The sequence below is a fragment of the Desulfotruncus arcticus DSM 17038 genome (assembly GCF_900113335.1).
In the GTDB taxonomy this organism is placed as follows: domain Bacteria; phylum Bacillota; class Desulfotomaculia; order Desulfotomaculales; family Desulfallaceae; genus Desulfotruncus; species Desulfotruncus arcticus.
On sequence record NZ_FOOX01000010.1, the window covers coordinates 90,022 to 114,854 of the forward strand.

General features: G+C 45.2%; 31 protein-coding genes and 1 pseudogene. 8 read left to right on the forward strand and 24 right to left on the reverse strand.

Features of this window, described 5'->3' with window-relative positions; translation table 11 throughout:
• The first annotated feature begins 311 nt into the window (after positions 1-311).
• Positions 312-1,202 (forward strand): helix-turn-helix domain-containing protein, encoded by an 891-nt coding sequence (locus BM056_RS13875; protein WP_092472031.1) that lies wholly within the window; start codon positions 312-314, stop codon positions 1,200-1,202.
• A 163-nt stretch (positions 1,203-1,365) separates the two neighbouring features.
• Positions 1,366-2,982: an acyl-CoA dehydrogenase family protein gene (locus tag BM056_RS13880; protein WP_092472032.1), complete on the forward strand. Its 1,617-nt coding sequence runs from the start codon at positions 1,366-1,368 to the stop codon at positions 2,980-2,982.
• Positions 2,983-3,129: 147 nt separating this feature from the next.
• On the opposite strand, the gene BM056_RS13885 is transcribed toward BM056_RS13880, so the two are convergent.
• A complete protein-coding gene (locus BM056_RS13885; protein ID WP_092472033.1) occupies positions 3,130-3,459 on the reverse strand; it encodes a pyridoxamine 5'-phosphate oxidase family protein in 330 nt (109 codons plus the stop codon).
• Positions 3,460-3,646: 187 nt separating this feature from the next.
• On the opposite strand from BM056_RS13885, the gene BM056_RS13890 reads away from it, so the two are divergent.
• From BM056_RS13890 to BM056_RS13900, 3 genes are read left to right on the forward strand one after another with little or no spacing between them, the layout of a single operon-like run.
• On the forward strand, positions 3,647-4,210 hold the full coding sequence (locus tag BM056_RS13890; protein ID WP_238456465.1) for a DUF1638 domain-containing protein: 564 nt from the start codon (positions 3,647-3,649) through the stop codon (positions 4,208-4,210).
• Positions 4,211-4,218: 8 nt separating this feature from the next.
• The gene (locus BM056_RS13895) at positions 4,219-4,905 is read left to right on the forward strand and encodes a Crp/Fnr family transcriptional regulator (RefSeq protein ID WP_092472034.1); all 687 of its coding nucleotides are present in this window, start codon (positions 4,219-4,221) and stop codon (positions 4,903-4,905) included.
• 13 nt (positions 4,906-4,918) lie between these two features.
• Entirely contained in the window at positions 4,919-5,239 is a 321-nt protein-coding gene (locus tag BM056_RS13900; RefSeq protein WP_092472035.1) for a hypothetical protein, read from the forward strand.
• 105 nt (positions 5,240-5,344) lie between these two features.
• Here BM056_RS13900 and BM056_RS13905 read toward each other — a convergent pair whose 3' ends face one another.
• Positions 5,345-6,937: a thiamine pyrophosphate-binding protein gene (locus BM056_RS13905; RefSeq protein ID WP_092472036.1), complete on the reverse strand. Its 1,593-nt coding sequence runs from the start codon at positions 6,935-6,937 to the stop codon at positions 5,345-5,347.
• 99 nt (positions 6,938-7,036) lie between these two features.
• On the opposite strand from BM056_RS13905, the gene BM056_RS26265 reads away from it, so the two are divergent.
• Complete coding sequence (locus BM056_RS26265) at positions 7,037-7,177, forward strand: hypothetical protein (RefSeq protein WP_165613528.1); 141 nt, start codon at positions 7,037-7,039, stop codon at positions 7,175-7,177.
• Between the two features lie 78 nt (positions 7,178-7,255).
• Here BM056_RS26265 and BM056_RS13910 read toward each other — a convergent pair whose 3' ends face one another.
• The 16 genes from BM056_RS13910 to BM056_RS13985 all read right to left on the reverse strand — a co-directional run bounded on the left by BM056_RS13910 (position 7,256) and on the right by BM056_RS13985 (position 20,348).
• Positions 7,256-7,984: a GntR family transcriptional regulator gene (locus BM056_RS13910; RefSeq protein WP_092472037.1), complete on the reverse strand. Its 729-nt coding sequence runs from the start codon at positions 7,982-7,984 to the stop codon at positions 7,256-7,258.
• 31 nt (positions 7,985-8,015) lie between these two features.
• Positions 8,016-8,864 (reverse strand): inositol monophosphatase family protein, encoded by an 849-nt coding sequence (locus BM056_RS13915; protein ID WP_092472038.1) that lies wholly within the window; start codon positions 8,862-8,864, stop codon positions 8,016-8,018.
• Positions 8,857-9,300, reverse strand: coding sequence for a GNAT family N-acetyltransferase (locus BM056_RS13920; RefSeq protein WP_092472039.1), 444 nt, complete (start codon positions 9,298-9,300; stop codon positions 8,857-8,859). Before BM056_RS13920 ends, BM056_RS13915 begins: the two co-directional genes overlap by 8 nt.
• Complete coding sequence (locus tag BM056_RS13925) at positions 9,294-10,499, reverse strand: alpha-D-ribose 1-methylphosphonate 5-triphosphate diphosphatase (protein ID WP_092472040.1); 1,206 nt, start codon at positions 10,497-10,499, stop codon at positions 9,294-9,296. The genes BM056_RS13920 and BM056_RS13925 overlap by 7 nt, the downstream gene beginning before the upstream one ends.
• A gap of 27 nt (positions 10,500-10,526) precedes the next feature.
• Positions 10,527-11,393 (reverse strand): PhnE/PtxC family ABC transporter permease, encoded by an 867-nt coding sequence (locus BM056_RS13930; RefSeq protein WP_092472041.1) that lies wholly within the window; start codon positions 11,391-11,393, stop codon positions 10,527-10,529.
• On the reverse strand, positions 11,393-12,178 hold the full coding sequence (locus BM056_RS13935; RefSeq protein ID WP_092472042.1) for an ABC transporter permease subunit: 786 nt from the start codon (positions 12,176-12,178) through the stop codon (positions 11,393-11,395). Before BM056_RS13935 ends, BM056_RS13930 begins: the two co-directional genes overlap by 1 nt.
• Positions 12,168-12,953, reverse strand: coding sequence for a phosphonate ABC transporter ATP-binding protein (gene phnC, locus BM056_RS13940; RefSeq protein WP_092472043.1), 786 nt, complete (start codon positions 12,951-12,953; stop codon positions 12,168-12,170). Before phnC ends, BM056_RS13935 begins: the two co-directional genes overlap by 11 nt.
• 111 nt (positions 12,954-13,064) lie before the next feature.
• Positions 13,065-14,099 carry a PhnD/SsuA/transferrin family substrate-binding protein gene (locus tag BM056_RS13945; RefSeq protein WP_092472044.1) on the reverse strand — a complete coding sequence of 345 codons (1,035 nt, stop codon included), beginning with the start codon at positions 14,097-14,099 and terminating at the stop codon, positions 13,065-13,067.
• Positions 14,100-14,254: 155 nt separating this feature from the next.
• The gene (locus BM056_RS13950; protein ID WP_092472045.1) at positions 14,255-14,968 is read right to left on the reverse strand and encodes a phosphonate C-P lyase system protein PhnL; all 714 of its coding nucleotides are present in this window, start codon (positions 14,966-14,968) and stop codon (positions 14,255-14,257) included.
• Entirely contained in the window at positions 14,969-15,583 is a 615-nt protein-coding gene (locus BM056_RS13955) for a DapH/DapD/GlmU-related protein (protein WP_092472046.1), read from the reverse strand.
• A gap of 18 nt (positions 15,584-15,601) precedes the next feature.
• Positions 15,602-16,450 (reverse strand): ATP-binding cassette domain-containing protein, encoded by an 849-nt coding sequence (locus BM056_RS13960; RefSeq protein WP_092472047.1) that lies wholly within the window; start codon positions 16,448-16,450, stop codon positions 15,602-15,604.
• Between the two features lie 14 nt (positions 16,451-16,464).
• Positions 16,465-17,304, reverse strand: a complete 840-nt coding sequence (locus BM056_RS13965) for an alpha-D-ribose 1-methylphosphonate 5-phosphate C-P-lyase PhnJ (RefSeq protein WP_092472048.1) — start codon at positions 17,302-17,304, stop codon at positions 16,465-16,467.
• A 44-nt stretch (positions 17,305-17,348) separates the two neighbouring features.
• Complete coding sequence (locus BM056_RS13970; protein ID WP_092472049.1) at positions 17,349-18,458, reverse strand: carbon-phosphorus lyase complex subunit PhnI; 1,110 nt, start codon at positions 18,456-18,458, stop codon at positions 17,349-17,351.
• A complete protein-coding gene (phnH, locus tag BM056_RS13975; protein WP_092472050.1) occupies positions 18,459-19,055 on the reverse strand; it encodes a phosphonate C-P lyase system protein PhnH in 597 nt (198 codons plus the stop codon). It abuts the gene before it with no gap.
• A gap of 20 nt (positions 19,056-19,075) precedes the next feature.
• Entirely contained in the window at positions 19,076-19,498 is a 423-nt protein-coding gene (gene phnG, locus BM056_RS13980) for a phosphonate C-P lyase system protein PhnG (protein WP_092472051.1), read from the reverse strand.
• A 220-nt stretch (positions 19,499-19,718) separates the two neighbouring features.
• The gene (locus BM056_RS13985; RefSeq protein ID WP_092472052.1) at positions 19,719-20,348 is read right to left on the reverse strand and encodes a TetR/AcrR family transcriptional regulator; all 630 of its coding nucleotides are present in this window, start codon (positions 20,346-20,348) and stop codon (positions 19,719-19,721) included.
• A gap of 274 nt (positions 20,349-20,622) precedes the next feature.
• Between BM056_RS13985 and BM056_RS13990 the strand changes: the two genes are divergently transcribed.
• On the forward strand, positions 20,623-21,333 hold the full coding sequence (locus BM056_RS13990; RefSeq protein ID WP_092472053.1) for a response regulator transcription factor: 711 nt from the start codon (positions 20,623-20,625) through the stop codon (positions 21,331-21,333).
• 9 nt (positions 21,334-21,342) lie between these two features.
• Here the strand turns inward: BM056_RS13990 and BM056_RS13995 are convergent, their stop codons facing one another.
• The 6 genes and pseudogenes from BM056_RS13995 to BM056_RS14015 form a co-directional block, all read right to left on the reverse strand.
• Entirely contained in the window at positions 21,343-21,873 is a 531-nt protein-coding gene (locus BM056_RS13995; RefSeq protein ID WP_207648194.1) for an L-2-amino-thiazoline-4-carboxylic acid hydrolase, read from the reverse strand.
• Between the two features lie 80 nt (positions 21,874-21,953).
• Positions 21,954-22,067 (reverse strand): annotated as a pseudogene (locus BM056_RS27655) (Tn3 family transposase); the annotation flags it as partial.
• A gap of 134 nt (positions 22,068-22,201) precedes the next feature.
• Positions 22,202-22,954 carry a polymorphic toxin type 44 domain-containing protein gene (locus BM056_RS14000; protein ID WP_337833511.1) on the reverse strand — a complete coding sequence of 251 codons (753 nt, stop codon included), beginning with the start codon at positions 22,952-22,954 and terminating at the stop codon, positions 22,202-22,204.
• A 5-nt stretch (positions 22,955-22,959) separates the two neighbouring features.
• Positions 22,960-23,178, reverse strand: a complete 219-nt coding sequence (locus BM056_RS14005) for a hypothetical protein (protein WP_092472055.1) — start codon at positions 23,176-23,178, stop codon at positions 22,960-22,962.
• Positions 23,179-23,257: 79 nt separating this feature from the next.
• The gene (locus tag BM056_RS14010) at positions 23,258-23,518 is read right to left on the reverse strand and encodes a type II toxin-antitoxin system RelE/ParE family toxin (protein WP_092472056.1); all 261 of its coding nucleotides are present in this window, start codon (positions 23,516-23,518) and stop codon (positions 23,258-23,260) included.
• Positions 23,515-23,796: an AbrB family transcriptional regulator gene (locus BM056_RS14015; protein ID WP_092472057.1), complete on the reverse strand. Its 282-nt coding sequence runs from the start codon at positions 23,794-23,796 to the stop codon at positions 23,515-23,517. The genes BM056_RS14010 and BM056_RS14015 overlap by 4 nt, the downstream gene beginning before the upstream one ends.
• Positions 23,797-24,067: 271 nt before the next feature.
• Between BM056_RS14015 and BM056_RS14020 the strand changes: the two genes are divergently transcribed.
• On the forward strand, positions 24,068-24,814 hold the full coding sequence (locus BM056_RS14020; protein WP_092472058.1) for a phosphatase: 747 nt from the start codon (positions 24,068-24,070) through the stop codon (positions 24,812-24,814).
• Positions 24,815-24,833 lie beyond the last annotated feature (19 nt).

Here is a 24,833-nt window from a genome sequence, read left to right on the forward strand (position 1 = left end):
ATTAAGTCTATTTTTTTAACGTTATTTTTTTATTATGTCTAGATTAATTGATAGGTAAACGATGTTTTTGAGCCTGGATTCAAATCTTGCTGATTAACTGCAAACCAAGGAGTATAATGATTTACCTACTTATTATAAATAAATCGCCGCTTTGCTTCTTGCGAAATATTGCTATATTTTTTTTAAGTATTGGTTACCCACACCGTAATAGCCTTGCCATAATCTAGTACTAAAGGGTTACATTGTATATGGGCGTATAGTATAATTATCTTTGAATATCCCCGGGATGGTTTTTAGAAGGAGGGGGATTGATGGGTATTGACCAGCTGCATATGATGGGTAAAGGACCCTACCCCTTGCCGATGAATCGTTTCATGAAAAAAGTGGATATTTGCATGGATACCAATGTTTTTATAACCATACCCAAATCAGGGATAGATTTTCTTGAAAAAGCCCAGCATACCCATGACAGTTACGAATTTGTCATCCCTTATACCGTAATGCCTTATTTAAGCCTGGAGAAAAAACGCCATGTTGGAGAAAAAAATAAAATAACTCCCATCAATTCAGGCCAGGCTCACGGCCCCCATGACCGGATGTTAAATACACACCTCATTGCGCTGAATATTGACAACGACTTTTTAAATGAAATAGCCCATTCAATTTATGGTAAATCCAATGTGTGTTTCAAACAAGGAAACTATAGTTTCGGGAATGCCCTGAAGACGCTGATTCAAATGTTCGTCGAGGAACACAGAAATGTTCAACCCGGCCGCAGACTGGTTTTGAAAAGTCTCAGCACACAGATAGCGGCACACCTTTTAAGACAAATAGAAAATAATATGCCCGTGTCTTTTCACCCGGGCTACAACACGACAAAGAAAAATCTAGATAAGGCAATAGAATACTTAAGGGATGAATATGATGAGAAGTATTCCCTGGAAGAGGCGGCCAAAGCAGCTCATTTAAGCCCCTATTACTTCATCAAGGCTTTCAAGTCCCACACCGGCAAAACTCCCTACGAGTACATAACTTACCTTAGAATTCAGAATGCCAAGGAACTGCTGGTCTCAAATAATATAAGCATTACCGAAGTTTGTTTCAAGTGCGGGTTCAACAGTCTAAGCAATTTCACCACACTTTTTAAACGGAGAGTCGGGGTAACCCCTTCCCAGTACCGTAGGATTATACACAACAAGTAGGTTAAACAACTAAAAAAGGGCTTCCGCTGTTGGAAGCCCTTTTCTCAGCACTATAGCATAAACACCGTTTACAAACATAAATATCGTTGACAACAAATAATCATGTTTGCTATCATTCAAACATACAAACTATTTAGTGAATTAGAAAGAAAGGAGCTTCTACATGAGTTTCCCAGACCGTAATAACCCTTATAATTTTGATGCATTTCTGGCCCAAAGGGATAATTTTGATTATTACCGGGACGACCCTTTTCTACAAAGGATCGTGAAAAAATATGCCGGCGATGAATGGGATCAACTGAACAATAAACTGTTGGCCTTTTCTCCCAAGGTTTCTTTCAGGTGGAGGGACCTGGCCGATGGTATAGCACGGCCCGAAGTTCATCCCCGCCTGCTGCATTATGACGCTCACAATCACAGGATTGACCGCATTGTTCGCCCTATGGAAACGTCGGTGTTGGAAAGAGAAATTTTCTCCGCGGGGTTGTTCTCCGGCAAGACAACTCCCTGGGAGCATTTTGTCAAGCGACTGCTAATTCATCAAAATGGCGAATTCGGTGTCACGTGTCCTCTGGCCTGCACCGAAGGGCTGGTTGCCCTGATCGAACATTACCCGGACCACGGTGTTCCTGAACTGGACGGGATCCTCCGGCATTGCAAAGAAGGAATTGACGGTGATTTTGGTATAGGGGCACAGTTCATGTCTGAGATCCAGGGCGGCTCCGACATCCCCTCCAACCTACTGGAAGCCGTGCCTGACGGGAAAAACTACAGGCTTTACGGAAATAAATTTTTCTGCTCCGCCATGCACGCGGATTATGCGGTAGTAACCGCCAAGGTAACCGGCAGTGAAAAAGTCGGGACATTTGTAGTGCCGGCCTGGCTGCCCGGCGACAAGGAAAAAGAGCGGCGGAACGGCTGTACGATTAACCGGATCAAATGGAAAATGGGCACCTGTGAATTACCCACGGCGGAGGTTGATTATAACGGAGCCGTCGCTTATGCCGTCGGCCCAACCGATAAGGGGGTGGCCAACGCCGTTGGTATAGTGCTAACCCTGTCACGCATAGCCGTGGGCATTTCCAGCGGAGCCGCGATGCTGCGCGCCGCCAGGGAAGCCCGGATGTACAGTGAATTCCGTGACGTTTTCGGCAGCAAGATCAGTCAATTCCCGCTGGCGGCGCGCCAGATTAAAGCAGTAATGGACACTTCCCAAAGAACAATCGCAGGTGCATTTAAACTTTATGACACCTACATCAAACTGGGCCGCAAACTTGTCCCCGGGCTTAAATCAGCTGTACCGTTGGAGGTTTTAAAGCAGCGCTTCATTCTCAGAGAACTTATTTTAATGCAAAAAATAACCACCGCTTATGAGGCAGTTGACGTAATACGCACAGCATTAAGTGTTTTTGGCGGACACGGAGTGATGGAGGAATTTTCTTCACTGCCCCGGCTGTTCAGGGATGCTATAGTTAATGAATTATGGGAAGGCCCGCGAAATGTACTGCTCACTCAAATCTATCGCGATATGCAGCGGGCCGCCCAATGGTTTGACCCGGCTGAGTTCGTGAGAAATACACTGGACGGAGTACCGCAGGAGAAGGTTAATCAGTTTTCTGCAACACTAATAAGGCTGATGACCAGGCCGGTGCTGGCCGGTGTTAATGCGGATTCCCTGGCAGCTGCGGGCGAATGGGAGGAATTTTGCGATGATTTCTTTAGGACCTACCAGGCCCAAGCCCTGGCGGAAGTAGACGAAGATAGGGATCTTCCCGCCTAACATCCGGTACATGCGGGCGGACAGAGCCGTCCGCCCCTACACCTTTTTTAAGCTGTTACCCAAAAAAAGAGGAATAGTAGCTCGTATAATTCACGAGCGCTATTCCTCTAAAGTAATGGGTTTAATTAACTTATTGACTGTATTTTTCTATAACAACGCTGCAACCTTTTTCACGGTAAAAATTACTTCATCGCCTTCGGCGCGGGCTTGGCCGCTGAAACGGTAGCCTTGTTTCCCCGACACCGCAACCACCTGCATGACTCCTGTTTCCGTCAGGTTTTGACGGGTTTTTTCCATTTTATAAACGCCCAGAACCAGTGTATTTTCACCACGGATTTCTTTTACCTTGCCCACCACGATTAGATGGGGCTGCCCGTCCCCGGACAGGGTGGTTACAGGTATGAAAGCAGATTGGGTGATTACCTCTTTAATTTCCGGCGTCAATACCGCATTACAACCACAACAACTACTTCCCATAAAGTAAAAACCTCCTTTTATTGAATTAATCAAATGGTATCATCCATAAGGAGAAGGTGCTGTAAAATATTTTACAGCATCATTAAAAACAACGATCTTTTAGGATAAAAAATATTTGTGTAAAGTATTTTACTGCAAATTCAGTTTATTATTTTTATGCTATTACAAAGATAGAGGAGGTGAGCCGGTGTTGTCCGGAAAAAAACTATTATGCTGCGGTATCCTGCGCCATGAGTTGGAACACCTGTTGGGAGATCAGAATTTTAATATTACTTATTTGGATGCGGCTTTACACGTGGACTTTGATAAGCTGGCCCAATCCGTAACCGCCGATCTGCGCGACATGGGCGACGGCTATAACCCTGTGGTCATCGGGAACCAATGCCACCCGGAAATGGAGCAAATGGTTGCAAAATATGGTGGGCGGGTCATCCGGGCTAAAAGTTGCATCGAAATGCTTATGGGGGAAAAAATGGCAGAGCTGGACGCCGAGGCCAAGACTTTTTACCTTACCAGCGGGTGGCTGGAGAACTGGCGCCAGATTTTTAGAGAAGGGCTAGGTTGGGACGCAATTGATGCCCGGCAAAATTTCGGTTATTATGATCGTATATTGCTTTTGGATACTGGAATTATACCTATTGACGATATAGATTTACTTGAATTCTACGACTACGCCCAAGTGCCCGTGGAAATTGTATCAGTAGACCTGAACAACTTGCGTCAACTATTGGATCAACTTTTGGGTGGGTGAGACAATTAATGTCAAAAATTAAATGCATGAAAGAGCTGGCCCTATTTACCACCCTTGAATTTGCGGAACGGGAAAAAATAGGAGCACTGGCCAACAAGAAAGTTTACCACAAAAACGAAATGATTTTCCGGGACGGAGATCCCGCGCACACTATTTACCTGATCAAGTATGGCCGGGTCCGGCTGTTTAAAGTTTCGGAAAGCGGCAAGGAGATTACCCTGGATATCCTCAAAGAGGACGATATTTTAGGTGAAAACACTTTTTTTGAGGAAAACGCTCGCCATACCATGCATGCCCAGGCGATGGAAGATACATTTATCTGCTCCTGTAATAAAGAACACTTCGGTATTTTACTGCAAAACCCGCAAACCGCCCTGAAAATAATCCAACTGCTGGGGGGCAAATTAAATAATTACACCGATAAGGTAGCCGGCATTGCCTTCCAGGATGTAAAAGGCAGAATCTCGGCCATGTTGCTCAGGCTGGCCGGTGAATACGGAAAACCTTCCCCCGAGGGAACCATTATTGATATCAACCTCACGCACCAGGATATAGCTTCCCTGGTCAACGCCTCGCGGGTCATGGTGACCAATGTTTTGGGCGATTTGAAGCAAGAGGGGGCCATCACCACCAGGGGGCACCAATTTGTCCTTTTAAGCCGGGAAAAACTTACCGGTGCCATCGAAGCCGTATAACGAGGCTTATAGTATGATGCAAAAAAAAATACCTTACCCCAAACATAGCCGGGATAAAGAAGCAGTTGACGCGCAAATTAAAACAATGATCAGCCGAGTTAACCTAATGCGGGACTTACTATTTGAAATCAAAGCCGACACCCCCCTCGGTAAAACCGTTAAAATGCTTTTAAACCTGCTGCTCAGTGATGGTGAAGACGGCATTTTGGATCTAACCGGCCTTTCTTACCAAAAACTTGCCAGCTTGATCGGTGTCAGCCACGCGGAGCTGCGGGAATCTCTGGAATACTTACAACAACGAGGCATAATTTCATATAGAACGATATCTCAATAAAGAAACTATAAGTTGCTGCTTATCGTGGCAACTTTTTATTTTTCCTGTAAAACAGTTCTTATTTTAATTGTTCCTGCAAGAAAAATAAGGCTAAAGCTTGAAAGCTTAAAACATTGGCTTTTCTCCGTTGACGATTACATCTACTACAATAGTGTTCTTTACTGACATAGCTTTGGCCAGGGCGTCATGCAAATGCTCCGGCCGTTCAACCCTGATCCCTTCCGCCCCGCAGGATGTGGCGAAACTAACAAAATCGGGGTTTGCCACATCTGTACCAAACGGGGCCATGTTGTTATTTTGCTGCATACGGTGTTTTTCAAGCAGGTAGCAGCTATTATTAAAAATGATAATTACCACCGGTAAAGAATACCTAATTGCAGTGATTATTTCCTGCATCGTCATTATAAAACCACCGTCACCGGTAAGAACAATAACTTTCCGCTCAGGAAAGGCGGTTTTAGCGCCTATGCCCATAGGCAAACCGTTACCCATGCACCGCCAATACTCAGAAATGATCACATCTTGCTTTTGTGGTATAAATCCTCTGTCAAACCAGTGCATAAACTCGCCGGAATCAATCGTTATAATGGCATCCTCTGTAATTGTTTCATTTAATGCCGCTATAACAGCCCGTGGGGAAACGGGTATATCTTGAATATTCATCTCTGCTCTGATCATTTCAATGTAATTAATGTGGCAATGTCTAATTTGCTCCCGCCAATCAGGAGTTATCTTTTCCTTAATTCTCCCATGCAAAGTTTCAACAATTGAATTAATATCTCCCGTCAATGACAGGGGCCTGAGGGAATGGGCTATATTTTGCGGTTTTGTGTCTATTTGCAATATGTCAACGTTTAAGCCTCCGGGTATGAACTTATGCTCATAAGGGCTGGCTCCAATAATTAAAATACAATCCGCGTTTTGCAATACCGGGACAATGTGCGCCTCGCCCAATCCACCCAACAGATTATCTATCAAACCGGGATATATGCCTCTGGCGCCTTGTCCGGGTATGATTCCGGCTCCGATTTTTTTAGCGAAAGCCAATATTCTTTCTTTATACCGGATCGCTGTTTTACCAGTGATGAAAACAGGTTTTTGAGAATGATCAAGTACTTTGCAAAAGTCGTCCATGTTACCCGAGACGCCAGGCGGGCATTTAGGACTTAATACAGGAAAGGTAAGATTGGCAGGTACAGGTGCCTGGAAAATATCTTTAGGAATGGATATATGACAGGGCACGCTATCACCAATAGCCTTTTCCATGGCCACCTGAAGAGTTTGCACCACAGATTCGGGTCTGGTAAGCAGTGTTGTGGAACCGGTAATGGGGGCGAACAATTGCTGCTGGTCAAAATATTGTTTAGCGTTGGTGTTAATTTTAGCAGTTTCAACCTGGCCGGTTATTACCAGCATGGGTATCCCGTCCCGGTAAGCATCCGCAACGCCGTTAATCAGGTTTAACGCGCCGGGTCCTTCCGTGGCCAGGCAAACACCGGGTTTTCCCGTTGCCCGCGCCTCTCCGCCGGCCATAAATGCAGCACCTTGCTCGGCAGCAGTGCTGTAAAATTGAATCATGTTTTGTTTACCAAGCGCGTCCATCAAGGGTAAAACGGCATTGCCGGAAACACCGAAAATGTTCTTTATGTCCCAGGAGTATAACGCCTTGATAATGACCTGTGCCACGGTTTCACCCAAAGTTTCTCCCCCTCCGTTTACCTTTGAAATATATTTAAATATATAATTGCCTTTTATTTGGGGATTAATAATAAGAATTAGCCGCCGACCCGCTGTCCAATGCCGTTAACATGTAAAACCGACCGGCGGGATACTGGCTTACGAACTGAGCAAGGCGGGCTTTTGGCCAGTCCCAACGGCCTTGACCCGTGGGCATTATATATGCAGTGCAGCTGTTTTTGTTACATCCAGCGGGTGTAATCCTACGGAAACGGTGATGGCCATTGCGGCCAGAACTGCGGATCATATCATAGAGGAATCAAAAAAAGGTGAATATAATTAACGTTTACACGCTGACGGTGTTGGTATGATATAGGATGAAAAGCAATCGCTGCGATATAAAATCCTGGTGTATTCCAATACCGTGCAGCTTCTTTTATCAACACAGCCGGATTCCAGGACCAATAACGGTATCAGATATGAACAATCCAACAGTTTCCGCTGAGATTTCGTAGGGAAGGAAACGCTTAAGCTACTGGGTTTGGAACAGAATTCGTTATATCCCCGGCTATGGTAATATTCAAACATGGAAGCAATAGCCGGACCCGCAGTATCGATATCGTAAAATACCGATTTGGCAACATAGGAAATATGAATGGCGATAGGCTGGCCGTCAACAAACCTCAATCTCCCTATTTTAAAAACCCGGTCACCTTGACCGGTTTCCAAAAAATCAAAGATCTTTTGATTATATTTGATCTCCTTGCAAAATACAGTTTTGGACTGAAAATCATACCCTTTTTCCATCATTTTCCGGCTAAAACTTACATCGCCGGAAAGAACGAGCTCAACTTGTTTATGCCTGTCTTTTACGTAGCTTCCTTTGCCCTGTTTTTTATAAATGTAACCCATTTCCTCAAGTCTTTCATAGGCTTTCCTGGCTACGATTCTTGGCACTTTATATTGATCTGCAATTACATTCTCAGATGGCAGTTTATGATGGGCGGCGTATTTGCCCGAAGCAATTTGCTGAACCAATCTATCCACTATCTGCAATTCTTCCGGCATGGCCATACCCCCGCATATCTTTCACAGCCGTTTAAAACCGGTAAAAGTCATCTCTGACGCATTTCGGAAAATATGCCAAAGCTTCCTGCCATAATAATGGTGAGCGGAAAGCAACTACAAAAAGTTTGCCATCACGTGATTTATTGTTTTCTTTGCTCCGGGAGTGTAAAAAACAGCCCCGCTGTTCCAAAAAAATCCTGGCCGCTGCAATATCCCATTCATAAATATTGGACGACACAAATAAATCATATTCACCGTTGGCAATCTTGCACAGCTCAAGTGACGCACAGCCCAAATACCTGTGGGCCTGCACCCTCGACAGCATCCCCCAAACATCCATTCCCCAACCGGCCAATTCCATCATGGTTCTTAAACTCATAGCCACAACCGCCGTTTTCACCCTGTCCTTTCGTTCAGGCAGGATATCCAAAGGACATCCATTCATTGTGGCGCCTTCACCAGGCCCGGCACCAAACATAACACCGTTGGCCACATCATAGATCAAACCCAAAACAGGATTTCCATTCCGGTACAAGGCCAGTGAAATCGCATAATTCCTGCCAAAGCGATAGTAATTGACCGTGCCGTCAATGGGATCGAGCACCCATGTATAACCGTCACTATCAGCACTTGCCCGGGCCCGGCTTTCCTCGGCCAGTATGCCATGCCCCGGGTATTTACGCATAATCGACTCCGCTATAAATTGCTCAATTAAGAGATCATGGTCGGTAACAAGATCCGTATGGGATGTCTTTTCCCTTACTTTAATGACAGAGTGCTCGCGTTCCTGTTGCAGTTTTAACCCCGCGGACCGGGTTAAATTGTAAGCAAAATCGTACATTTCTTTTTCATCATTGCTTATAACAGGCAAATTAATCATTTTTATTGACCTCAATCATGAAACTTATCCCATGCCGGGCAAAACCCAACTGTTCATAGAATCTGTGCGCGGAGATTCTTTTTTTATTACTGGAAAGCATCAGCTTGTAACAGTTTTCTGTTTTAGCCCGCTCCATCATGAATTGCATCATTTGGCTGCCAACGCCGCGTCCTCTGAATTCCGAACTCACGATCATACTTTCCGCCACGGCGAGTTTCGCGCCCTGATGACCCAGGTTGTCAATAATAATCAGGCTGCAGGTACCGATAATGCTTTGGGTGTCTTCAGCCACAAATATTTTATAGTACGGGTACTCCTGCATTTTACGCCAGATGGATAGTGACTCCGCCGGATCAAGGCCGTCTTCCCCATCCATCTCTTTTAAGACCTCCAGTATGCCCGGCAGATCATTCTCCGCCGCCTCTCTGATCAGCATATATGATCAACTCTTTCTGTGTTCAATAACTGAAAATCCGATTGAAAAACCGTGGTGCCGCCCACCAGTGTTTGCCGGACGACGGGATAATCCTGATGCAATTCAACAATGATTAAGTCTGCTTGTTTCCCGACTTCGACAGTTCCGACTTCTTGATTGATGCCCAAAGCCCCGGCCGGATTTGCCGTAACCAGCTTGACAGCTTCAGGCAATTTGATACCTTCCCTGATGAGGTGAAAAAGCGCCGGCAGCATTGCTCCCGGCAGATAGTCGGAGCAGACGATATCCGCCGCATTGCCGGTAATGGCATCAATAGCCCTCATATTGTTGCTGTGGGACCTGCCCCGAACTATATTGGGAGCTCCCACGCAAACATGAAGCCCTTGCGACTTGGCATATAGTGCAGTGTCAAGGTTAATGGGGAATTCGCTTACTCTTCCTTTACATGCCAGCAGCGTATCAATTTTTTCCCTGGTGTCATCATCATGGGTTGCCAAGCCAATGCCTTTGGTTTTGGCCAGTTTAGCCAGGGCAATAAGTTTGGACCAATTAATCATGGCCCGGTAATCTTGGGATTTTTCCAAAAAAGCTTCGATTTCCCGCTCTTCCCGGCCATAGGACTGGATGGTAAAGTGTTTTAGAGACTGCGCGTCTTTAAACTGTCCCTGACCCGGAGTATGGTCCATATAGGACATAAAGTCAATGCTCTTTTCATTGATCAGGCCTTCAAGGATACTCACCCCGTCCAGGTAAGTCAGCTCATATCTAAGATGTATCTTATGATTGATCATTGCCCGGAACTGCTTTAGCTCATTGATGCTGTTAATAATAGCTATAACCATGTCTTTATCCCGTACTCCCCATTCATCACTTAAGCATAAAGAATGGTACATGGTGGTTATACCGCTGGCGGCAAGTTTTTTCTCCAGCTCATAGAAAGCCATGTTAATGGGAAATTGGGTGTTGGGCCTTGGTTGGATCTCTTTTTCGATAGCATCACAATGCATATCGATCATCCCCGGCATAACATAACAGCCCCCGGCGTTAACCGGCGTCACGTCCGGATCACTGTTAAACCTGGCCAGGCCAATTTCCCCTATCTCAGAAATTTTGCTGCCGTCAATTAAAATATAGCCTGTGATAACTTGTTCTGGTAAAATTATATTGGCGTTATAAATGCACGTTTTTTTAATTCTCATTTATTTTTTCTCCCTGCGTTTAGCAAGTTAAATTCTTTTTTCGAACTGGCCTTTCATATTTACAGAAATAATCTCCAGGATAATGGCAAACGCTAAAATCAAGTAGGTAACCAGCCCTACTTCCCGCAGATCAAAATAAAATCCGCTGGCCATAAACAGATCAAAGCCGATCCCGGCCGCACCCGCGGCAGCACCCATGGCCACAGCATTGCCGAAGTTGATTTCAAATCGCAAGAAAGTCCAGGACAGCAAATAGGTAACCGAAGATGGGATAACCGCCTGAAAAATAATCTGCCACCAATTGGCGCCGCTGGCCATCAAAGCTTCAATCACACTTCTGTCCAGATCTTCAAAGGATTCGGAATAAGCCTTGGTTAAATAACTGACGGAGTGAAAGGTCATGCCGATAACCGCCGCTTCACTGCCCAGCCCGGCAGCCACAGCAAAAATCAAAACCCATAAGATTGTAGGAACTGCCCGGATGAAGGCGACAAAACCTTTTATCATACCGGCCACTTGTTTCGGGGCCAAATTTTGAGCGGACAGCAGCCCCAAGAATAAGGCAATGAAGCCACCGAATAATGTGGTCAAAAACGCCAGTCCCATGGTTATTAAAACTCCATAGAAAGCATCCCACCAGCTCAAACGGTGGGAAGAGGGCTGCAAAAACATCAGCTTAAAATTACTGAAAGTATCCGCGACCGCTCTGGGAATGTCAATACTTTGATAATCGATTGTAGACAAAGCATATATGGTCAACACCGCTAAAGCCAGCAAGACTGTCCGCATGGCCAGAGACGCCCTGTTCAAGGGTTTAATGGCCAAGTTGATGCTGTCCCCTGTTTCGTCGTTGCTTAGCTGCCCCCAACCTTTAATTGACTCTTCAATTTGCATCACAAAATCACCCTTCTTATATTATTGGATATGGATTCGATGGTGATAACTGTGATCACAATCAGAATCACAACCAGGCTTGCAGTGTGATAGTCCAATCTTTTGTAATATAAGTCAAATGAGAAGCCGATCCCGGTACCGGTGAGAATCCCCACCAGGGTGGCATCGCGAATATTGGTTTCAATCATGTATAGTAGCCAGCTGATCATCTGGGGCATGCTGGAAGGCAGCACGGCCTGAAAGATGATATGAAAATAACCGGCGCCCGTGGCTTGCAAAGCTTCCACCGAATCATTGCTTGCTTCATCAATCGTTTCCATAAATGCCCTGGTCAGAAACCCCAGCGAACCGATAAACAGGGCCAGGTAGCCGGTAAGCGGGCTTTGGCTGAATGCCAGCATTAAAACCATGGCCCAGGCCACCAGGGGAATGTTGCGAAAAAGTGAGGCAATACCCCGGGTGACAATACTAGATAAACTGTTAATTCTGGTCGTCCGGGAACCGGCCAGGGCCAAAACCATGGCCAGAACTGCAGCCACGGTGGTGGCAGCAATGGACATCAGCACAGTTTCTCGCAGTTTGAGCAAAATGCCGGTCAATTTCGTCATCGACATGGCATCGGGATAAAAATTAGAGATGCCCCAAATTATGGCTTTGGCGGTACTGATAAATCCTTTTTGCAGATCATATTGGGTAATTATTAGCGAGCCCACGGTCAAAACAGTTAATACTGCAAAAAAGATCAAACCATCGTTCCTTCGTCTCTTAAAAATATCAGCTTGCATTTCTTTCTCCCAGATCAATGATCAAATCCTTGGACTCGGAACCATAAATATCAGCGATATGCTCGACGGCAAGGTGGTCCGGCAGACCGTCAAACACTACTTTCCCTTGATTAACGCCGATGATCCGGTCCGAATACTTCAAAGCCACATTGACCTGGTGCAAATTAACCAGAACCGTTATGCCCATGTGGGTGGTAACGTTGCGCAGGTGATCCATGATAATCTTGGAAGCGTTGGGGTCCAAAGAAGCAATGGGCTCATCGCATAAAATCATTTTAGGGTTTTGAATCAGCGCCCTGGCGATGCCGACCCGCTGTTTTTGCCCGCCGCTTAACTGGTCGCAGCGCTGATAAATCTGGTCGGTGAGACCCAGGATCTTGATAATCTTATAAGCCTGTCTTTTTTCCTCCCGGCTGTACCGGCCCAAAACGCCGGCCAGCGTGGACTTGTAGCCAAGCCTGCCGTGAAGTACGTTCTCAATCACCGTCAACCGGTCCACCAGATTATAATGCTGAAAAATCATGCCTATCCTGGTCCTTAATTTTCTTAACTCTCTTTTTTTAAGCTTGGAAGCCAGGACGCCGTCGAAGGAGATTTCTCCGCCGGTTAATTCGATCATCCGGTTGATACAGCGGAGAATGGTGGATTTACCGGCTCCGGAAGGACCGATTATGGAAACAAATTCGCCCGCCCGGACCGCGAAACTGACCTTGTCAAGCGCCGGTGTTTCTTTGTTATAGTACTTGGTGACGTTTTTCAATTCTAATAACGCCATACTAACCTTCCTTTATTTTTATTAAGAGAGGCGCGGGAAAGACCTCCGCTACGCCCCTCTTGCTCCGATACCGTACCTATACCCGCCGTTTGCCAACCGGCAGGGCGCTCCTTATTTGCTCAGTTCCCTGATGGGGTTGAACCAGTCATCCTCCACCGGAAGAAAACGCTGCGGCTGGTTGAAAAACCCTTTATTTTCAGCATTTTCCGGAATAAAAATCTTAGGATTATTGGTAACTTCATCGGAGGTCAGCGCCTGCTTGATCGCGTCTATGGTTTGCTGGCTCAACGCACCGGTATTGACAGTAATGGGGGCGTTCAGAACCGGAGTGGCTTTGATGATCACGTATTGCGCACCGGCCAGTTTGTCAAAGGGGGCGTCGGCGTCCTCCCTGACGGTGTAGACAGCTCCCGGCCTGTTGGCCGTTCCCGAGGTGAGCTCCACATAGCTGGCTACATCAATATCATCAACGGCGGCAACATCGGCTTTATCCGTAAGCACGTTCACCAGTGACAACTGGTGGGAGCCCCCAAATATAACCTGGCTGAAAAATTTGCCGCTGCCGCCTTCAAGCAAATCTTCCGCTTTTAAATCCTTCCATTGGTCTTGTTGGGAAAAGTATTCCACAATGCCTGATGAAGGCACTTTAAAACCGGATGTCGAGCTGGTGGAAACGAAAGACATTTTTTTACCCGCTATGTTATCAATGGAGTACCCGGTGCCGGATTGGTATTGATCCTCATTGCCTTTCTTAACCAGCAGCCGGCTGTAATACAAGGCATCGTCCAGAGTGCCTGAATCACCGCTGTTAACCACCAGAGGCAGAACCTTGTCATTTTTAGCGTGAGCCTCAATGTATTGCTGTGCTCCCACCCAGGCTAATTGTGCATTGCCACTGGCCATGGCTTCAATGGTAATGGCGTAATCAGTGGTTAATTTGTCAACAACTTTTATTCCCGAGGCTTTTTCAATAACCCGGTCGATTTCGGCCCGGGCTTCCTTAAAATCATCTCCCGCGCAGTTTGGCAACCAGGCAATGGTTATGGAATCGGGGTCTTGGGCTGAGGTTGCAGATGTGGTTCCGCAGCCTGCCAGAAGGGATAATACAAGAACGATAACCAGCGAAAGTACAGGGATCTTTTTCACGTAACTGCTCCTTTCATTGGAAAAATATCTATTACCTCCATTGAATTTTCCATTAAATTTCAATGGTGATAACCGCTTTGTCCTATTTTACCGGACAACCGTTAGGTGGATATTAATGTTTTACAGAATTGGGTTAAATCGGATTTAAGCCGGTGTTAATTTTCAGGTGTAATATCAACCAACCTGCCGTCTCGCAGCATGTATTCCCGGCTGCAGAGATTTTTCATAAACTCTAAATCATGGAAAATTCCCAGCATCGTTGTTCCTTCATTGATCAGTTGCTCGATAAGTTCCCTAACTCGCAATTTAGAGGAATAATCCAAGCTGGCGGTTGGTTCATCCAGCAGCAATAACCTGGGGCGCTTGACCATGGCCCTGGCAATATTCACCCGCAGCTTTTCTCCGCCGGAAAAGGTGGCCGGATAGCTGTCCCACAGCTCTCTGTCCAATTCAAAATGCCCCAGCATTTTCTCGGCTTCCCGTTCCGCATAGGCTTCCCCATGTCCCATCTCCAAAACCGCCTGTTTGACCAGTTCCCGGGTGGTTGTCCGGGGTATCACGTTTAAAAACTGTGATACATAACCAATCTCATATTTCCTTAAATAAATCACCTGTCTTTCCGCCGCTGCCGCCAGGTTAACCGGCCCGAATTTTTGGGAATTGTACCGGATAACGCCTTGCTGGGGGGCGTAAGTACGATAAATACACTTGAAGACAGTTGATTTCCCGCTGCCGCTTTTCCCTGTGATGCCGACAAATTCACCTTCATTTACTGCCAGATTAATATCGTGCAGTGCTTCAATTTGTTTTTCCAAGCAATGCATGGTAAAAGATTTCGATAAGTGCTCGATTACGATGATCTCATCCATTTAATCACCTGCTTGATCATACTTAGCTACAAATTCATTGACCGAAAGATAAAAATCATCCATCCTTTCCTTAATTATGTTATAAGGCCAATCCCACCAACTGATTCTTTCCAGCTTTCGGGCGATATCCGCCGGAAATCTCTGTCTGACAGGTTTAGCCGGGACGCCGGCAACGATGGTATAGGGCATAACGTCTTTGGTTACAACCGCGCCGGCCCCCACTACCGCACCGCTGCCAATCGTCACCCCGGGCATGATGATGGCTCCGTGGCCGACCCAGGTATCATGGCCGAGGTAGGTTTTTTGTTCCGCCCGCCACTGGAAAAATTCTTCATCGTCCGCCGCGGCAAAGCCGTACTGCACCCGACGGTAAGTAAAGTGGTGCAGGCTGGGCCTGGTCATGGGATGGTCGGTGGGGCCGATGCGCACCATGGCTGCAATATTGACAAATTTGCCGATAACCGCGTTTTGCAGCATGCAAAACTCACTGGTATAGGAATAAGCGCCAAGGCGGACATTTTCCAGGTAGTTGTAAACCCCAATCTCGGTATACTCCCCCAACTCGGTATTGATCAGCCGGCAATTTTTGTGGATCAACGGCTCTTGACTCAGCATTTTGCTCCCCCCATGCCTCTATATCAGCAATGATTGGACCAACTGCTGCGTATAGCTGTGCTGCGGGTCCTCAAGAATCTGGTCGGTTAACCCCTGCTCAATAATCCGGCCGTCCAACATCACCACTGTTCGATCCGCCAGCATGCGGATAACGCCCAAATCGTGCGAAACAATAACCATGCTGATTTGCAGCTGCCGCTGAATTTTTTTAATCAAGTCCAGGACACTGGCCTGCACCGATAAATCCAGACCCGTGGTTACTTCGTCAAGCAGCAGCAGCGGCGGATTGTTCGATAGGGCTTTGGCAATCTGCACCCGCTGCTGCATGCCCCCCGAGAAATTCCCCGGCGCTTCTTTGACCCGGTAAACCGGTATATTGACATGCTCCAGCAGTTCTTTACCGCGGGCTTCCATCTCGCGCACATTTCGATTGCCGGCCGCAATTAATTTATCAGCAATATTACCGATAGCTGAAAAATTCATTTTTAAACTCATAACCGGATTCTGATAAACTTTGCCCATCATAAGGTTGCGGATATATCTTTGCTGCTGGGTCGAGGCCATAAAAATATTCTCCCGGCCGCTTTTGTAGGAATTGATATAAGCTTCGCCGCTGCTGACACTCTGATCAAAGTACAGGCATTGCATCAAGGTCGATTTGCCGCTGCCGCTTTCCCCCACCACACCTAATATTTCTCCCGCCTGGACCTCAAAAGAGATATCCCGGCAGGCATACACCGTACTGCAAACAGGACAATAGTTTTTGATCAGGCGGCCTCCCCGGGAAGCCCGGCAATTGACGCACCCGCTGCCGTATTGTTTATTTAAGTGACGAACCGACAAGACAGGCTGTTCATAACTTTCCATTTTAACCGACCTCATTAATGTTTTCCGTTTAATCGCCGCATACAATAGCTGGTATCGTTGCATTGATAAAAGGTTTTCCCCGTCACATCGTCCGGTATTTCATCCAGATAAACTCCCCGGGCGCCGCACAGCCGGCAAGACCTGTTTTGAAAAGATTCCGCCTCAAAAGGGAAATCTTCAAAAGCCAGCGAAACAACCCTGGTATAAGGAGGCACGGCATACACTTTCTTTTCGCGGCCCGCGCCAAATAAAATCAGGGTCCGGGAATGATTCAGCTTGGGGTTGTCGAATCTCGGGATGGGGCTGGGAGCCATAACATACCTGCCGTTGACCATAACCGGGTGATCAGCGCCTGTGGACATATGGCCGTAGTTCATGATTTGCTCGAACAAAATGAGCCAGACACCGCTGTATTCTTTTTCCCCGTGCAGCTTTTTGGTTTCATATTCGCTCGGTTCATAATACCTCAACGGTTCCGGCAGCGGCACCTGAAGAACCAGGATCTGATCTTCCTGCAGGGGGATCTCCGGAATCCTGTGCCGCGATTGGATGATGGTTGCCTCAGCCGCCGCATCGGTTACGGTGACGCCGGTGGTTGCTTCGATCAGCCTTTTAATGCTGACCGCGTTAACTGATTCATCCGAACCCTGGTCGATTACTTTCAAAATATCTTCCCTGCCTATCAGGGAAAGTGTCAACTGCAGCCCCCCCGTTCCCCAGCCTCTGGCGATCGGCATCTCACGGGAGGCAAAAGGCACCTGGTAGCCCGGCAGGGCAATCGCTTTCAAGGTGGCTCTTCTAATCTCCCTTTTGGAGCCTTCATCCAAAAAGGCAAAATTATAATCGGTATTCATGATTTTACCCTCCTTCGTTTCCCCTGCCCGCACTTGTACCGGTATTATTTTTCCCGGCCTTTCTTGTTAGATTTTCGGACACTATCCAGCTCCGACTGAAAGGTCACATAGTGCGGCAATTTAAGGTGGGAAATAAATCCTGTGGCTTCAACCGCATCGATATGCAAAAGGACAAACTCCTCATTATGAGTCGGCTGTTCCTTGTTGCCTGTTTCCAAACAGTGATCAAGGATACTCATGGCAATGGCTTTGGTTTCATTTTGACCATAACAAAGCCCGTAGCCGATACCGAATACAATCTCTTGGAGCCCGTTTTCTTTTCGCACCGGTACGGGAAACAAGGTCTCTACCTCGGTGACTTTAATATCACCGATATAATAAGCGTCCTCGTCCTCCTTCGCCGCATTAAAAGGGCTATCAATATACACGGGTGAATACCCAACACGCAATTCGCCAACCGTCGGGTGCAGATCGCCATAACTGCGCAGGGCCGCATATCCCAGCGCGGTAACGGCGCCGGTCTGCCCCCTGGTTAAAATCTGCAGCCTGGCGCTGCGGCTGACGGGAAACTGCAGATTCTTTCTGGTAATATCGTCGGGCTCGGTATCGTTGCTTTCGCAAGGCGCAATCAGCCCTTCCTCCCGCAGATAATTAAGGACCCCGGGCAAGCTGGCCAAATCGGTGCTGTCATGGTCAATTGCGTTGTCCTGAACAAAATCGCGCAACCAATTAAGGGCGGCTTCTTTGGTTTCGCCAGGCAGGTCAAAATCAATTAAACGATGGGAATAATCATAGGCGGCGCCCAATATCTGTCCGCCGGGAATGTCTTTAAAACTGGCCGAAATTCTTCGTTCAACCAACATATTCTTTAAGGAAAGCGTACGCGAATAATGTTTTCTGGGTAAAGTTGAACGGTAAGCCCGCATTAAAAAAACCGCTTCCTCCGGGCTTCCTTCCGCCTGCTTGACAGACATCGCCGCCAGGGTTTCACTATAGAGGCTGCTCTCCGACATGACCTGATCAATCAGGCAGCGCATGCCTCCTTCAAGATCATGCAGATCCAACACAGTGCCCTTTTTCAGCCGTTCATACTTTAACCGTTTAATCGATTCTTCAATGGCCGCAGCTCCGCCTTTTACCGCCACATATCCCATCTACCCGACCACCCGTTTCGTTATTTGAGTTGTTCTGGGAATACATAAAACGTTATCATTGGCATCTGTAAAGATGAGGTCGATTCCCAATGGGTATTCAGAGTTCTTTTCCGCCCGTATATCCACCCAGCTGCCTGCTGTTTGCACCTTGATCCATCTTTCCCCGTCAATACCCGGGCCGGTCAGCAGCAAATCCCCATCATAGCCCAGGTTATCTGCTTCAACGATAATTGTTGCTGATTGATGGGGGTCCACCAAATCCCCCGGACAGGCTGTTTTAAGTGTCTCCTCTAAACTCAGCGGTTTGGCGTCATGCAAAACAAGAATGAAACCCGCGCTTTGGGTTTCCGCTCCTTTGGCATACGTCAAATGATTGATAAATTTAGCAATTTCAGCTTCACGTTCAGAAACTACTTTAAAGGTTGTTTCGGTATCCAACAACATCATGGCCAGCAGCACTGTGGATTTAAAACACCCAACCTCCAGATCGACTTTCTCCGCCTGATCTTTAATATTAACGATCAATCCCGGCCTGGACATAGCATCTACCGTCTTGCGATAAACTCTTTGTATGTCGTGGACCAAATCCAATTTCATAGTTTCCTGCCCCTTTTACTTTAAACATCCATAGTTTGAAAGTTTACTTTTGTTTTTAACACCTTGTTTTTAAAAGCCTCATAGTTTTGTTTAATACTCTCTTCCTCAAGCAGCAGTGTTGTCAGCCAATTTTTTGTCTCCGGCAAACCCGCATTATAAGCTGCGTCTATAACCGCCAAAGCATAGGCTAAATCCGGTTCCCCCCCCTTGACGATGCCAATTCCCGGGCACCCGTTGATAAGTACTTTGGATTCCGCAATTAACACTTCACCTAAATAAAACAGGCTTCCCTTGGAGGTTTCCCTTGCTTTTACCATTACCAAACCGTTATTGGGCTCCTCGATTGTCTTGACATCATACTTACGCGCTATTTCTTCCGACAGTTTTTGAGCAACTTTTACTGAGCCTTTGATCAAAATTTCAGTTCTTTTTTTTCTGTTCATCGCTAGCCTTCCTTGTCATAACCTTCCATCAACAACCTTCCCTGACCACGCTTTACATAAATTATCTTAACTTGTTGCCAAGTTGGCAGATGTAAACATCGGGTTAATAATTGTTATCTTTGTGTTAGAAATAAAAAAAGCGCGCTCTATCAGTTTCCATAGCGCGCGCTTTTTTATACTTTAATCCTTAGCCCCGGCCATAAATATGGCCGGGTATACTTTACAACCCGGCAGCACCCTTTTCAAATACTCCCGCCGTGATTGAGGCCAGCCGGAGCATGTGCTTTCTTATTTCCTTTTTGTCTCGGCCGGGATAGTTCCTAAAAGTAATGAGTATTCCGTTTAAAGACGCAAAAAAAGCATGTGAAACCAAACGTACATTTTCTTTAACACCTATCTTGGCAAAGCTTTCATCAAAGATATTGAGCAGGTAGCGTTCTATTTCGTTGAACCTCGCCAAAGATGTCTCATTAATTCCCCCGTCTATCATAAAATGCGACATCATTTGAAAAAAGGTATCGTGGTCTAACAGATATTCCACGAAATCGCAGGCCAGTTTTTCCATGGAGGCGTTTTTATTTTCCTCAAGCAGCTTTTCCAGGTTCTTACCTATAACTTTCGCTTCGCGGTACAGTGCTTCGACGAATAATTCATCGCGATCAGCAAAATAGCGGTATATGGACGCCGGTGATATTCCCGCTTCGGCGGCGATATCACGCATGCCTACCTGATTGAACGGCTTGCGGGCAAAAAGGCTGACGGATGCATCAATAATTAAATTTCTCCTTACTTCCCGCTCGTTTTCCTTTAACTTAATCAAAGTGGATTTATGGTCCGGTTTATGGTGCATTGCAGCTTTCCCCCGTAAAACCAAAGTATAACGTAAACATTTCCATTATTCTATGCCGTAATCCGGATACCTGCAAATTAACCGGGAGTGTTTAAGCCCTCGTGCAACACCGGGCCGACACTTTTGGCGCAAACAAAAACCCCGCCTGGCTAGGCAGGATGCCTTGATAAACAATTTACAATATGTTTACCTCTTTTTAAAGTAATATTACAATAAGGTTTACAATTATGCAGTATATTTAATTTAGCATTTGCATTGGATATGAGGTGGGAAAATGCCTCACAAAATTCTTGTAGTGGATGACGAAAAAAGTATTCAAAAGCTAATTAGTTATAATTTACTCCGTGAAGGTTACGAGGTTTTAGTTGCCGGTGATGGCGTTAAAGCTATCGAAATCGCCAGGGATAATAAACCGGATTTAATCGTCCTTGACATTATGCTGCCGGGGAAGGACGGTTTTGAGGTTTGCAAGCAATTAAAATATGATACGGAAACAAAACACATCTCTATTATTATGCTAAGCGCCAAAGACGGAGAGATAGACAAGGTTGTGGGGCTGGAAATCGGCGCTGATGATTATATGACCAAACCATTCAGCCCACGGGAACTACTGGCAAGGATAAAAGTAAATCTCCGCAACAAAAAAGCCAATAATACTGCCAAGTCAGCCATAAAAGAACTGGTTTTTGACCATATTAGAATTTTAGCGGATTCCTACGAAATATACGTTGACAACACAAGAATTGAGCTGCCGCCAAAGGAATTTGAATTGCTTTTCCTATTGGCAAGTTACCCGGGACGTGTTTTTACCCGGTCTGTTCTGTTGGAAAAAATCTGGGGTGAAAGCAATCTAAGCGAAACCAGAACATTGGATGTCCATATTAGGTACATCAGGCAAAAAATTGAAAAGGAACCCGCCAACCCCGAATATATTTTGACTGTTAGAGGTGTGGGTTATAAATTTAATGATATGAAACTACAATGAACAGTGTAATTACTCTTCAGCTACAAAACGAAAATCGCAATACGGGGCGCCTTCCATCATGGTTTGGGTACGCCTGAGGGTAATTCCTTTGTTAAAACCCTTGATTAGCGCAAAATCCCTGTTGCATGACAGCATGTAACCAAGTTCCGGCGAGAACCCCAATTCTCTGTAAAGCTCGGCATACCGGCAGCGGGTAACGTTAAAAGTCAATTTGTTATCAGTCTGATCTAAAATCTCAATTTCTAGGGCTCCACCCTTTTTCCATGCTTTCAGCACTTCCATAAAATGATTAAGTGTATTACCGCCAACTTTTTCGGCAAATTGCGCTCCCTGCTCCTCTGCGATCCTTAAAATACTGTTTTTAATCACTTTATATACGGGATCACGGCCAAATTCCAATACCAGCGCATCAATAAGCGGCCCCATAAATCTTGCTTCAAGTTCTCTCCTTAAGAGCTGGTCAATAGAATCCATCCCCATATTTTTCACCCCAAACCGATTGATGATAACCGTGTAAAACCCTTCCCTGCTGTTTTTCATTAATACTTCTTTTCGATTAATACTTCCTTTATAATTTCCTCTTCTTTAAAAGTTTTTTACCTAAAACGGTTGCTTAGTTTTTAAGTAATTTTTAAAATGTGTTCCCAGCCCAATGGAGATATGTGCTTTATAAGGTCATCATTAAAACCCTTTTGTGATTTCAGGTATTCCGTGGCTTTTTGCAGGTATGTAGTATTCCAGACACTGGTAGTACCAGCGTCGTTGGGTACTACCCCGAATCGTGAAGAGGGGCGTAATTACAAAAATCTTTTCATGAGTAATATCTTAATCAATGAACTTCCTCAAAACCCACTCTTCTCTTAAATTTTTATTTATCTTTTAATTTTTCTAGATTTGCTGCGTCTTCTGATATTTCACGCTCAATGCAACGCTTTTCATATTCTGTTAGCGTATATATTGCATCATTATCGCTAAATGCACCAAACTCATTTATTGTGCCGCTCGGCCAACTATTATTATCCCACATGCTGATACCATATATGATCATGGCTTGATCGTTGGGATCATCAAAATATGATTCCCACCATCCAACATACCTAGGACCGCCATATATTTGGTATGCACCTGCCGCAATAAGTAATAATTCTTCCCCGAAAGTAGCTCCTCTGCCGACAAACCCATAATGAAAATTGCCCATATCTTCACCGGTTACCACGCGACCATCATAAATATATTCATTCGAATATCCATATTCAAGTTTATAGTCCCAATCGCCTCCAGTCCTAACTTTGGATGCGAACTCTTCACCTGTCAAGAGTGGGTAAGTGCCCATATCAATATCAAGACTGGCATAGTACGCCATATAGGCAGCATTTTGTCTCATTATTGATGTAAATTCATCAGTTACATCGAGTCTTACTCGTGCGGTGTTTGTCATGGTGTTGTTATTGTAATTTGACTCTGTTATGGTACTATTTTTATTTACGTGTATAAGCATACTATAGTTACCGGGTTGGTTGAATATAAGGCCGAACGTAATTGTAGCCGTGTAACCAGCATTTAGGTTTGTTAATGGAATGACCCCTATTTCTTGGCCATTTATAAATAGGTGATTATTTATAGTGCTTACAGCGCTCCCTGTACCTTCATTTGAAACTTAAATTCCAATTCTACCTCCTGGCCCACAGAAGATGTTGGTGAAGAAATGGTTTCAAATGTTTTGGCAACAAGGTCTGGCACTCCTTGCCAATAGTAATTTCTAATTATATTATTGTTACTTGGGTTGGTATCTATTACACTATCATCTGCAAGTGCTGCTATGAGTTCTATTTCATGACATTGCAACCCAGGGCCTCACTTACAAACCCCGAAAAAAAGAATATTACGCTTCATATTGTAATCCCTCCATGTTTTAGTAGTTTACTTATGGATTTTTTAGCGTCTTATCGTGCTCGCCGCAATTTCTCAGAATAACTATTTCGCTTTCCCATAAAAACGTTATACGTAAACTCATTGTGGCACTAGCTTCCCAAATATCTTTTGTCCCTTGAACGCGCTTGACACGCAAGGATGGATGGTTAATATTGTCAGATATTAGTTTCAACGCTTTTTTAATGGCATCTTTTTGGTTTACATCCAGCTTTTTATACGCCCTTTTGAACCGTTCTGTTCTTTGAAAGATCATTTGTCCAAGTCCTCTAGGAGTTTATCAACATTATCAAAGGACTTAACTCTTCCGGAAGCCATGTCTTCCTCGGCTTCTTTTTCGCCATCTTGCCATTCCTTAGACCAGAACCATGCCTGTTCAGCCGGTATAAGCTTCATTGGCTTTAGGATAACTTTCCCGTTTTCAAGTTCCACTTGAAAAATATCGCCATCGTTTAATGGCATATGTTCTTTCAATAACCCCAGACTAACAACACCACGTTTCTGAACCATAATATTGCCGATTATTTGTCCCAAAACAAACATCCCCTTTATAATTACACTATATAATAGTTTATATATTTCAGTTTTGCTGTTTTACTGTAATTATATCACTGGGTGGAAATATTTAAAACATTTTTCCAGGTTACATTGCAACCCATGAGCCTCGCTTGACACCTGATTAACTAATTAGTTTTAACAATATGTTACAGAAATACAATATAATTTTTACTTTTAAGCAATGTATTCTTAAAGTTCAACTGTTACTATACAGATGAACTTACTTAAATCTTGGAGGTGATTTCCCATGAAGCTGGAAGCAGACCTGCATATACATACCTTGGCTTGTGGGCACGGGTACAGTACAGTAAAAGAAATCGCTGAATCAGCTGCACAAGTAGGCTTAAAAATGATCGCTATCACGGAACATGGCCTGGCCATGCCCGGAGCGCCGCACCAATACTACTTTGAGAATCTAAGCCGTATTCCAGTGGATTTATTTGGTGTTGAAATACTGAAAGGGGTCGAAGCAAACATAATAAATATGCATGGGTGTCTTGATATGCCGGAAGGTTTGTTAAAAAGAATGGATATCGTGCTGGCGGGTTTCCACGCAGGTACAGGCATGGATGGCTTAAGTGCTGATGAATATACGGCTGCTATGATTGCCGCAATTAGAAACCCATACGTTCATGTCATAGTACACCCGGGCAACCCTGAATTTCCAGTGGACTTTGACAGAGTTATTATGGCCGGCAAAGAAAGACAAAAAGCCTTTGAGCTAAATAATAGTTCTCTTTCAGCCAGTAGACTGGGCAGTGCTACCCGCTGCAGTCAATTCAGCAGGATAATAAAAAAATATAACGCCCGCGTGGTAATTAACAGTGACGCACATATTTTCACAGAAGTTGGCAAATGCCGCAACGCCATCAATATGGCAGCCATAAACGGCCTGGATGAAAGTCATGTCATTAATACAAACATTGACAGGGTTAAAGAATACCTCTACTTACACCGGCAACACCTCCTGGATAGTGCTGTCTTACCGGCATAGCAAAATTAAACACCAACCA

Coding starts and splice junctions, on each gene's coding strand:
- BM056_RS13960 (WP_092472047.1), bottom strand. CDS start 16,450: ATGGAAAGTTATGAACAGCCTGTCTTGTCGGTTCGTCACTTAAATAAA.
- BM056_RS13930 (WP_092472041.1), bottom strand. CDS start 11,393: ATGCAAATTGAAGAGTCAATTAAAGGTTGGGGGCAGCTAAGCAACGAC.
- BM056_RS14020 (WP_092472058.1), top strand. CDS start 24,068: ATGAAGCTGGAAGCAGACCTGCATATACATACCTTGGCTTGTGGGCAC.
- BM056_RS13935 (WP_092472042.1), bottom strand. CDS start 12,178: ATGCAAGCTGATATTTTTAAGAGACGAAGGAACGATGGTTTGATCTTT.
- phnH (WP_092472050.1), bottom strand. CDS start 19,055: ATGAAATTGGATTTGGTCCACGACATACAAAGAGTTTATCGCAAGACG.
- BM056_RS13885 (WP_092472033.1), bottom strand. CDS start 3,459: ATGGGAAGTAGTTGTTGTGGTTGTAATGCGGTATTGACGCCGGAAATT.
- BM056_RS13920 (WP_092472039.1), bottom strand. CDS start 9,300: ATGCTGATCAGAGAGGCGGCGGAGAATGATCTGCCGGGCATACTGGAG.
- BM056_RS14010 (WP_092472056.1), bottom strand. CDS start 23,518: ATGATCTTTCAAAGAACAGAACGGTTCAAAAGGGCGTATAAAAAGCTG.
- BM056_RS13880 (WP_092472032.1), top strand. CDS start 1,366: ATGAGTTTCCCAGACCGTAATAACCCTTATAATTTTGATGCATTTCTG.
- phnC (WP_092472043.1), bottom strand. CDS start 12,953: ATGGCGTTATTAGAATTGAAAAACGTCACCAAGTACTATAACAAAGAA.
- BM056_RS13965 (WP_092472048.1), bottom strand. CDS start 17,304: ATGAATACCGATTATAATTTTGCCTTTTTGGATGAAGGCTCCAAAAGG.
- BM056_RS13985 (WP_092472052.1), bottom strand. CDS start 20,348: ATGCACCATAAACCGGACCATAAATCCACTTTGATTAAGTTAAAGGAA.
- BM056_RS13910 (WP_092472037.1), bottom strand. CDS start 7,984: ATGCCGGAAGAATTGCAGATAGTGGATAGATTGGTTCAGCAAATTGCT.
- BM056_RS13900 (WP_092472035.1), top strand. CDS start 4,919: ATGATGCAAAAAAAAATACCTTACCCCAAACATAGCCGGGATAAAGAA.
- BM056_RS13950 (WP_092472045.1), bottom strand. CDS start 14,968: ATGGATGAGATCATCGTAATCGAGCACTTATCGAAATCTTTTACCATG.
- phnG (WP_092472051.1), bottom strand. CDS start 19,498: ATGAACAGAAAAAAAAGAACTGAAATTTTGATCAAAGGCTCAGTAAAA.
- BM056_RS13995 (WP_207648194.1), bottom strand. CDS start 21,873: ATGAAAAACAGCAGGGAAGGGTTTTACACGGTTATCATCAATCGGTTT.
- BM056_RS13895 (WP_092472034.1), top strand. CDS start 4,219: ATGTCAAAAATTAAATGCATGAAAGAGCTGGCCCTATTTACCACCCTT.
- BM056_RS13915 (WP_092472038.1), bottom strand. CDS start 8,864: ATGATTAATTTGCCTGTTATAAGCAATGATGAAAAAGAAATGTACGAT.
- BM056_RS13990 (WP_092472053.1), top strand. CDS start 20,623: ATGCCTCACAAAATTCTTGTAGTGGATGACGAAAAAAGTATTCAAAAG.
- BM056_RS13970 (WP_092472049.1), bottom strand. CDS start 18,458: ATGGGATATGTGGCGGTAAAAGGCGGAGCTGCGGCCATTGAAGAATCG.
- BM056_RS13875 (WP_092472031.1), top strand. CDS start 312: ATGGGTATTGACCAGCTGCATATGATGGGTAAAGGACCCTACCCCTTG.
- BM056_RS13925 (WP_092472040.1), bottom strand. CDS start 10,499: ATGAGAATTAAAAAAACGTGCATTTATAACGCCAATATAATTTTACCA.
- BM056_RS13955 (WP_092472046.1), bottom strand. CDS start 15,583: ATGCTGAGTCAAGAGCCGTTGATCCACAAAAATTGCCGGCTGATCAAT.
- BM056_RS26265 (WP_165613528.1), top strand. CDS start 7,037: ATGCCGTTAACATGTAAAACCGACCGGCGGGATACTGGCTTACGAACT.